The organism is Acinetobacter sp. KAM396, from assembly GCF_021602765.1.
GTDB classification, from domain to species: Bacteria; Pseudomonadota; Gammaproteobacteria; order Pseudomonadales; family Moraxellaceae; genus Acinetobacter; species Acinetobacter towneri_A.
Genome location: NZ_BPPH01000049.1, coordinates 1 through 9,271, shown reverse-complemented (window position 1 = coordinate 9,271; position 9,271 = coordinate 1). Strand labels below are relative to the sequence as shown.

Annotated in this window: 5 protein-coding genes and 3 pseudogenes; 2 read left to right on the top strand and 6 right to left on the bottom strand. The window is 38.2% G+C overall.

Translation table 11 applies throughout. The annotated features are described in order from the left end of the window. Positions 1–81: pseudogene (locus tag L6C30_RS13760) on the top strand (IS1595 family transposase); the annotation flags it as partial. Positions 82–216: 135 nt separating this feature from the next. Here the strand turns inward: L6C30_RS13760 and L6C30_RS15005 are convergent. Next, a pseudogene (locus L6C30_RS15005) lies at positions 217–348 on the bottom strand (serine/threonine-protein kinase HipA); the annotation flags it as partial. Positions 349–489: 141 nt separating this feature from the next. On the opposite strand from L6C30_RS15005, the gene L6C30_RS13755 reads away from it, so the two are divergent. Continuing rightward, on the top strand, positions 490–3,837 hold the full coding sequence (locus L6C30_RS13755; protein WP_026438104.1) for a DEAD/DEAH box helicase: 3,348 nt from the start codon (positions 490–492) through the stop codon (positions 3,835–3,837). Positions 3,838–3,854: 17 nt separating this feature from the next. Here L6C30_RS13755 and L6C30_RS13750 read toward each other — a convergent pair whose 3' ends face one another. The 5 genes and pseudogenes from L6C30_RS13750 to L6C30_RS13730 form a co-directional block, all read right to left on the bottom strand. Then, positions 3,855–5,144: a type II toxin-antitoxin system HipA family toxin gene (locus L6C30_RS13750; RefSeq protein ID WP_019837107.1), complete on the bottom strand. Its 1,290-nt coding sequence runs from the start codon at positions 5,142–5,144 to the stop codon at positions 3,855–3,857. Beyond that, positions 5,141–5,449 (bottom strand): helix-turn-helix transcriptional regulator, encoded by a 309-nt coding sequence (locus L6C30_RS13745; RefSeq protein WP_001005874.1) that lies wholly within the window; start codon positions 5,447–5,449, stop codon positions 5,141–5,143. The genes L6C30_RS13750 and L6C30_RS13745 overlap by 4 nt, the downstream gene beginning before the upstream one ends. A gap of 286 nt (positions 5,450–5,735) precedes the next feature. Continuing rightward, positions 5,736–8,096: a DEAD/DEAH box helicase family protein gene (locus L6C30_RS13740; protein WP_001060549.1), complete on the bottom strand. Its 2,361-nt coding sequence runs from the start codon at positions 8,094–8,096 to the stop codon at positions 5,736–5,738. A gap of 123 nt (positions 8,097–8,219) precedes the next feature. Then, positions 8,220–8,582 carry an antitoxin Xre/MbcA/ParS toxin-binding domain-containing protein gene (locus L6C30_RS13735; protein ID WP_004647815.1) on the bottom strand — a complete coding sequence of 121 codons (363 nt, stop codon included), beginning with the start codon at positions 8,580–8,582 and terminating at the stop codon, positions 8,220–8,222. Positions 8,583–8,739: 157 nt separating this feature from the next. After that, a pseudogene (locus L6C30_RS13730) lies at positions 8,740–9,165 on the bottom strand (hypothetical protein); the annotation flags it as partial. Positions 9,166–9,271 lie beyond the last annotated feature (106 nt).

The window sequence follows — 9,271 nt, the reverse complement described above, 5'->3', positions numbered from 1 at the left end:
TATCATCTTAAAGAAACAGAATGGCGTTGGATGAGGGAGCCTAATGAGCTAGCAACAGAGTTGTGGGACCTCATTAGGTAAAACTAAGTGCAAATCTGCTAGTCTAGAGCCATATTTATTAGCGATTGCGATTGGAAGTGTGGTGACTGGTGTAGCTTATGCCGTGATAAAACAACGGTTAGAATAAGCCCTTCATAGAAGCTTTGTGAAAGCTATTTAGTGCAATAAATGAATATTATGCCCAATCCTATTTTGGATCATTTGGAGAGTCTCTACTTGAATTTGTCCAGGTAATAGATCATGAGCGATGTTGCTGAATAGGATTGCAACCTTACAAATCGAGCCAATATTCACCCCATCCATTGTAGTAAACATTAAGTTTTTTTGAGCATGAATTGATTTCCTTTTGATACGTTGGCGAGCACTATTGTTCTGAAATGACAGCTTTTTTCGTTATTATTGTATAAACATTTTTGGTGTCTGGTAATTATGTCCTCATTGATCAACTTTCTATCTCGCTTTAGTACTGCAACTCTTCAGCGCAGTCTGAGCTATGCTAAACACATTGATAGGGAAACAATTGAGTTCTTTGAGGAAAATGATGATGTCACGATGTATGCTCAAATTGAAGGGACAGATTATTACGATACCGCGATTACCTATAATCTTAAAAAAGACCGTTTAATCGATGACGACTGCACTTGTCCGGTTGGATATAACTGTAAACATGCTGCTGCTTTAGCGCGGTTATTCTTTCAAGAATATCGTCAGGAATTTCAACAGCGTTATGCTGAATCTCAATCCCCGCAGGGAATCGCAAAACACCAACGGGGGGATGATCAGGCGCAGCGCTGGTTGAATGATTTTAAACGATATTTACAACAGACTGAACCTGAGCAATCTGTCAAAACAAACAATTATTTAATTTACCTGCTAGATCAGTCGGTCAGCTTAAAGAAATTGACAGTTGATGTTCAGAAAGCCAGACGCAATAAGAACGGCTCAATTGCAGGGGAAAGTTATTATACCCAATATGAAAATATCACCAGAAAGCATCTGACTTTACCTGAACAAAAACGACAATTATTTAACCAGATTTATTATTATGCCAAAATAAACAGTGACGAAACGCTTTATCAAAGCAATCTTGATATCTCAAGCATTTTATTGGAGCATTTCAAATCTTTTATTCAAAGTGGCGATGTGTACTGGCAAAAAAAGAGCCATACTGCACTTAAATGGTCAGAACAAGGCTATCACATCGAACTGATCTGGCAACAAGGTATAAACAAACAGACAGAGCATTTAAACATTGAATTGGTCAATGGTGATATTCGACTCGATTTAAAATCAAATCCACATATCCAAATTCTCGCTAGCCAGCCACCGTGTTATGTGGATATTCAACAGAACACGGTGGGCCAGTTATATGGTGAATATACGGCAAATCTTCTGTACCATTTTTTACAGATGCCTGATCTTCCATCTATGCTCTTGCCAGAGTTTGAGAAACTGACTCATCAATATTCAGACGTGAAAAATCTGCCTCAGCCCGAGTCTATTCAGCATATTGATGTTCTTGAGGGTAGTCCCCAGCCAATTTTACGCTTCGGTGTTTTAGATAAATTTGATTGGAAATGGGAAGAGTCTGTTTGTGCTGAAATTGAATTCTCCTATACAGGCGGAAGAATAAAAGCAGGTACATCAGGTGACAGTTTTATTGGTGAGCAGCATGACAAAATGGTACGACAGCTTCGGGACTTAGTTCAGGAACAACAGTCAATCCAGCGTTTACAGCTATTGGTCGAATCACTGAAGTGGGTGAAAGATCTTAGTTATGACCATCAATTAAAACTGGATAAACAACGTCTTGATTCTATGGTTTTTGCTTTCTATGGAGACTGGATCAAACAGCTGATGCCCATCAATCAAATTGAGTTGATGGGCTGGCAGATAGAGCATCTGGAAAACAGCCCCTTTAATCTGCAATATGTTGAAAATTTAAATATTTCTATCACTGAATCTGAAGGTCAGCAGGACTGGTTCAATATCGGGGCGACGGTTCAAGACAGTGCAGGCAATTCTTATAATTTGCTTGATGCGCTCGTAGCTTTGGTGCGAGTAAATCCTGATTTACTTGATCCGCGGACTTTTATTCATCTGCATGACAGTCAAATTTTCACCGTGAAAACTGCAGTTGATCAACCTGATTTGGCTCTATCCGCTAGGGATATTAAGCCGGTATTGTTGCATCTGCAGAGCATTTTACAGCAAGAAGAGCGCAGTATTGATCGCTATGATGCGAGTCAATTATTAGAATTGCAGCATAATCTTGGGATGACATGGCAGGTCAGTGATCGCCTGCAGCAATTTGTACAGAAATTCAAACAAGGCTACCAGCAACAACTGCCGACACCACAAGGTTTTCAGGGGGAGTTGCGTCCATACCAGCAGCAGGGCTTAGGCTGGTTACAGTTTTTAAGGGAAACCCAGCATGGCGGGATTCTGGCAGATGATATGGGCTTGGGGAAAACAGCACAAACTTTAGCCCATTTACTCATGGAAAAGCAGGCTGGATATTTGCAGGACAGTCCCGCCTTAATTGTTGCACCCACATCGCTGATGCATAACTGGTTCAAAGAAGCGGAGAAATTTACCCCTGAGCTCAAGGTATTGCTGCTACAGGGGCCCGACCGCCATCAGAATTTTGAGCAGATTCCGCACTATGATATTGTGTTAACCACCTATCCGCTTCTAGCGAGAGATGAAGAACAACTAAAGCAATATGAATATCATCAACTCATTTTGGATGAGGCGCAGAATATCAAAAATCCGCGTGCCAAAGCTGCACAGGTAGTACGCCAATTAAAAGCACGACATCGTTTGTGTCTAACAGGTACCCCGATGGAAAATCATTTGGGTGAACTGTGGGCACTATTTTATTTCCTGATGCCAGGATTTTTATATTCACAAGAAATTTTTAATAAAAAGTACCGTCATCCGATTGAAAAACGCGGTGATCAGCAGTTAAGGCAAAAGCTGGTCAACCGGATTAAGCCCTTCATTTTACGTCGCTTGAAAACTGACGTAGCCAAAGAATTGCCAGAAAAAACCACGATTGAAGTCAATATTGATATGAATGACCAGCAATCCAAGTTATATGAGGCTGTTCGCGCCACGATGCAGGAAAATATTCAGAAAATTGTGGCAGAAAAAGGCTTTAAACGTAGTCAAATTCAAATTTTAGATGCCTTACTGAAGCTACGTCAGGTGTGCTGCCATCCTAGCTTACTAAAGCTGGATTCAGTGAAAATTGGGCAGGCAAACTCTGCCAAACTTGAACAGTTGATGGATATGGTCGTTCCAATGGTGGAGGAGGGGCGAAAAATTCTGATCTTCTCTCAGTTTACCTCAATGTTGGAACTGATTGAGCAACACCTCCATCACGCAGAAATTGGCTATGTGAAGCTGACTGGAAAGACCAAAAAGCGAGATGAAGTCATTACAGCATTTCAGTCTGGACAAGTGCCGATATTTTTAATCAGTCTGAAAGCAGGAGGGGTCGGTCTGAACCTAACTGCCGCAGATACGGTCATTCACTATGATCCATGGTGGAACCCTGCTGCTGAAGATCAAGCTTCAGATCGTGCATGGCGGATTGGACAGGACAAGCCAGTATTTGTGTATAAGCTGATTACCAATAAAAGCATAGAAGAAAAAATTCTTGCCTTACAGCAAAATAAAGCAGAACTGGCACAGTCTATTCTAAGTACCGATCATGAGGGCGAAGCGAAACTGACGGAAAATGACGTGATGAACTTGTTTGAGAAATTTTAGTTTGGTTTCAGATTACCCTAATCATCTGTAAGTATCTGAAAGTCTGGATGCAATTTTTTCCAATGTTCTCTTAATTTTTCTTTATGAACAGAAATCATAGGTAAGTCTAGTAATAGCACTGGCCATACTGACCGTGCTTTGTCCATGATCGCGTGAAGTTGTTTTTCAATAACACGCCATGGAACACCGACTTTTTCAGCCCATTGTTCAAAGTGTTTCATCTCAGCTAAATACCAATCTTTATTTTTGGCAAGATTTAATGCGAAATGACGCTCATTTTCAATATATACACTGGTCATTAATATATCGTATGCGGGAGATAATCTGGGTGCACTTTTATCATGATAAATCATACTCCAGTTTTTTAAGTGTGCATCTCCATTGGCGAGCAAAATATTGACGAGTAAGCGGCTGGCAAATTGCTGAATATCAAGAATTTTGTTATCTGAAAATTGATAAATGATCTTTCCTATCTGCTCATAATTTGTGGTGCTGTATTTCTGATGTGGATATGCGCCGAAGATCTGAGCAAAGTCTTCGATGTGAATAAGCTCTATAGTATCAGCAGTACTCTGTCTATCAAATCTTTTGATTGCGAAAGCATATTGCTCTTGGGGTAAATTTAATGGTGGCAGGTCTTGTAAGAGTGCCATATCCACCAAGCGAATCTCAGGGACATCTATGCCGACTGTTTTGGCAAGGCTCATCATAGAATATTCATTTAGTGGAACAAAACCATGTCTGGAAGAAGGAGTTTTGATAATCCAATCCCCTAATAGACTGGATTCTATTGCCTGTGCTAATGTAAAACGCCCATCTTTGGCTTTCATGGAAAACTTCATTTGGACGCCAGCCAAGGAAAACTTATTATCTGTTCGAATCTCTTGCTTTAAAATCTGATCTGGATTCGAGATCTGCAGTTTGAATTTTATTTCATCTGGAATTTCTTCTGGATCTAATGGGGTCGCAATGAGTGCTCCAGGTAAGTCATGACCTAAAGCTGCCAATAACTGAAATTCATTGTCTATATGTACTTTAAGGCTTTGTGCAATGAGTTCGCGTAATGCGCCTTCTGGTAGCAAGTTTGATAGCAAGGGGGGTAAGCGCTGATGTGTAACATAGGTCTTTTCTAAAATCTTATCTGCTTGAGGATACAAGGGGGAAGTCAGCAAGCTCAAGGTCTGGCGTTGCTGATCAAATCGGAAAGAATCCGTAAAAACCAGAATATTTTTTCCGCTCTGAAATCCTGCCAAGTATCCAACGACAGCGTGATGTAATGTTAATTTCAGGACGGCAACAGTATTCATGGTTCCTCTCCTCCGAGAAGACCCTTCCATGGGTTAGTCATTAAGTCATCCTGATCTTCAATAGTGACTTTAATTTCATCATTCAATAATTGTCTAATCAAATGAACCTTATCATCAGGGATGAGCATCAGTTGAGCATTTAATCCTGCCGCGATAATTTCTAAGGTCTCTAATCGAGGGTTGCCCTGACTTTCCAGCTTTTGGTATTGCTGTCTTGAAATGCCTGTACGGGATTGCATATCAACTTGCTTTAAGCCCAATTGGGTTCGTCTTTTTTTGATTTGCTGAAGTAAAGACTCATTCATTGTAGACACATTTATTGCTTTTTAGTGTTATAAGAAACATATTAGTTTCTTTTTTCTTGAAAAGCAATTTATGATTTTATCATTTCGATCTGCAAAACAGCCTTAGCTACGTAGTGATCTGAAATGACTCTGAAAATACAGTTAAAATTTGCATTCGGACCCGCATCCTTTGTGATGGCCAGTTATTTTGATGCCAAGGAGACCCACACATTTAGAATTTTAAAAGCGGCTTTACGTTTAATTATCTTATGGATTGAAAATTGGGGTAGTGTCAATAGATCTAAAATTATAAAACGATATTATTGTGTGATTGTTCTACAATATAGCCTAGAGCTTTATAACTTTTACTCCTTCTCTGAAACATTTTGACAAATATCGGATGGTTAACATCAACATAATCATATACCTGAACTTCAAATTTACCTTCATTTGATCTATGAATACGCCCAACATATTGAGCCAAAGTGCCTTTCCATGAAATCGGGAATGCCAAGAACAAGGTATCTAAACGAGGAAGATCAAAACCTTCACCAATGTATTTTCCCGTGGCAATCACAACATGAGCATCATCTAAATTTTGTTTTTCTTTTATGTTTTTTGTATGGCTCATACCTCCCTGTAAAATAGATGTTTTATACCCTAAATCATTCAACTTATTTCTAAGATTTTCGGCATGTTTTCTACGTTCAGTTAAAATTAACGGGATCTGACCATTTTGAATACAATGAGATACATCTTTAATAATGGCATTATTACGTTCTGTATCTTCAGTAAGATGTTGCATCAGCTTTGAAATATGTGGTTTATTTTCGGTACCAAAGAAAATTTCTGGGAATTCACCTTCATAATTTACTTTTATTAATAATTTTTTAAGCTGGGTGTGATTGTTGGATTTCGCTTTGTATACAATAGAACCAGCTTGCATGAAAATAATGGGTTGATGCCCATCTTGACGTTCTGGTGTAGCAGTTAACCCGAGAATGTAGTAGGGACTGACTTCACTGAGAAGAAATTCATAGCTTGGTGCGGATAAATGGTGGCATTCATCTACGATAATTTGTCCGTAATTAAAGGCGATAGGTTTGATTGAATTATTTACACGGTTGATTAGACTTTGATATGTTGCAATGTCAATTTGATTAGATGGTTTGGCTTTTCCACCTTGTATTGTACCAATTTCGACATCGGCTAAAAATGAATGTAATCGTTCTTTCCATTGAGAAACAAGTTCTTTGTTATGAACAATAATGAGTGTATTTGTTTGGCGTTTGGCAATGATAGAGATTGCAGTAACAGTTTTTCCAAAAGCCGTTGGTGCATGTAGAACTCCAACATCGTGTTCAAGGATTTTTTTACATGCCATTTCCTGTTCAGAGGATAATTCGGTAAGTAGATTTATATTGACTAATATGTTGCCTTTAGTACGTTGATCTTTTAGTTTTATTTTAGTATCTTGTTGATTAAGCAAGTGAATTATATCTGTTAGGCATCCTCGTGGTAAACTGAGATATTGTCCTTCAAGGCGGGCACAGCATATGTGTCTTGGAATTCCTGTCGTTGAAAAACGCATTGCTTGTGCTTTAAAAAAACGAGGGTTGGAGAAAGTGGCTAATCTTTTTAATTGAGCTATCAATTGAGAGGGTAATGTCTGAATTGGAATGTGAATCATATTTGCGAATACCAATTCAATAGCGTCTGGACATCCCGCGATCTTTTGATTTTTTTTAGGAATATTTTTTACCCATGGAGCCTCATGGTCAACATCTGTTTGATTCTGTTCGATGAAATTGTAGCCTAGTTCATTCACAATATTATTAACTTCAGAAGAACTCATTAATTCAGTTTGTTGTAAAACAGTCCATGGGTCAGTAAAGGCATTAAAGTTACTGTCAATAAAGGTACTATTTCCTAGCGCTCTTGCGTGCTTTTGTAAGGGTAATGCTATTAAATTTCCAAATCCGCCTGCTGGCATGTGATCTTGATTTGGAAACATACGATCATAAGATTCAAAATCTAGAGCTGGATAAAGTTCCATGGCCTTATCTAGAATACCTGCACCCATTAAGCGAGCTTGCTTAGCTGCAATTGGTTCAGAGAAAAATATCCAAACATGTGCGCCATTACCTGAACGAGAGCGCTCAACCAAAAATGGTATATTTAAAGATAAGCACGCTTCAGAAAATGCAGTTACACAATTTTTCCAATCTGATTTATCAAAATCTACTGCGAGTAACCTACATTGATCTGTTGCTAATAGTGGGTAAATGCCTATAACTTTCTGTCCAGTTAAATGAGAATAAAGAACTTCTTGTGTGATGGGTAATAGTTGACGGCTTTTACAGTCTGAACATTTAATTTGAGGTTTGTAACAAATGCCATGTTTCCACTCATTTGCACAAGCAACAGAATAACCAGATTTTCCACTGCTATTTTCCCAACGATAAGCAAAGGTATCAGTTCGTCCAATAAACCTTTGAGAAAATAATAAAAGTCTTTCTTCTGCTGATAAATAATTCTTATTTTTTTCTTCAAGCGATATAAGTTTTTCTTTTTCTTGATAAAGGCTTTGATATTCATTTTGTAATAATGTGATTTGGTCTAAAATTTGCTGTAATCTAACTGCAATTTCTTTTAACTTATTATTCACTGATTTTTCCTAAAACACAGCTATTACTGTCCTAATATCAAATCTTAAATTAAAGAATTACAATATAATAAATCAATTAATTTTCAAAATATTATACAAAATTATTTATATGCATTAATTTCTTTAAAGTTTTGCTCGAAGACCCTCTAGCAATTGTAAAACAGAGAACAATCCCTGAGCATTTTGAATCTGTTCTACCGGAATGCCATTAGTTAATTTATTTGATGACTTCATGAAATGCTGCATCCAGGTAGTATCTCCACCCGCCAGAGCATCTAGTGATGTGGTAATACGGATTAAAGTGAGGGCGATTTCTCCCTGTTTTGAAGTGGGATCTAATTCAAGAGAGGTTAAAGTTTTCACCGAATCTATACTGAGTATTAAGGCTAGTTGATCCTGTGCAAGACCAAGTCGTTCAGCAGCAGCTAAAACTGCCTTAGCTAATATCATTTTCTGTTTTGCAGTTTTTTCTGATGTTGTATGCATGACCGATCCCTGTTTCAGACGCTGCTAATTCATAGAGTTTATACTATTTAATTATCGTTGATCAGACACTCAATTTTTACTAAAGATATATTAAGTTTGGCTTTAGATAAGGAAGCAACGGTTAAATTATTTGATAAGGAAGCAACGGTTAAATTATTTAACCGCATGTAGTGATTTTTAGAGCTTCAACTTGCAGTTCAAGAGATCGAGGTCTGCCAATACAGGCTAGATGTAAGCAAAATTTAAATGCAGCAAGAGCATGACCATCTTTTACTGAATAGAGTTGTAGACGAGGAAACTCTTCCTGAGTTGATGGATGTTTATCTGTTGATGCTTTTGCTAATTTGAAAAGTTGAGGCTGTTGTTTAGCATCTAACTTTGTTTGCAAATCTTGTCCAAGTAAGTGCCAAAATTTGGCAGGAAATAAAGCCTTAACTTGGGAGTAAAAATGTTCGAGTTGATCGATATCCTTCCAGCGATAATGGATACCGGTATGTGATGCGGTCACTCGATTTAAAAATACATTCAGGACGTATGCAATTTGTATTGGATTTTTACGAGCTATTTTCTGTAGATGTTCGTAAGCGTCCGCTGAACCCCATGCCTATTTTTTAATTCGGTTCAGGTTTCCAGCGGTGTGGTAGCAATTCTTCAATCTGAGTCACTTTATGTGTCGGCAACCTTTTCAG

What these genes read in the sequence shown, in the direction of transcription:
- L6C30_RS13745 (WP_001005874.1), bottom strand. Translation starts at nt 5,449, where the DNA reads ATGAATGAGTCTTTACTTCAGCAAATCAAAAAAAGACGAACCCAATTG.
- L6C30_RS13750 (WP_019837107.1), bottom strand. Translation starts at nt 5,144, where the DNA reads ATGAATACTGTTGCCGTCCTGAAATTAACATTACATCACGCTGTCGTT.
- L6C30_RS13755 (WP_026438104.1), top strand. Translation starts at nt 490, where the DNA reads ATGTCCTCATTGATCAACTTTCTATCTCGCTTTAGTACTGCAACTCTT.
- L6C30_RS13735 (WP_004647815.1), bottom strand. Translation starts at nt 8,582, where the DNA reads ATGCATACAACATCAGAAAAAACTGCAAAACAGAAAATGATATTAGCT.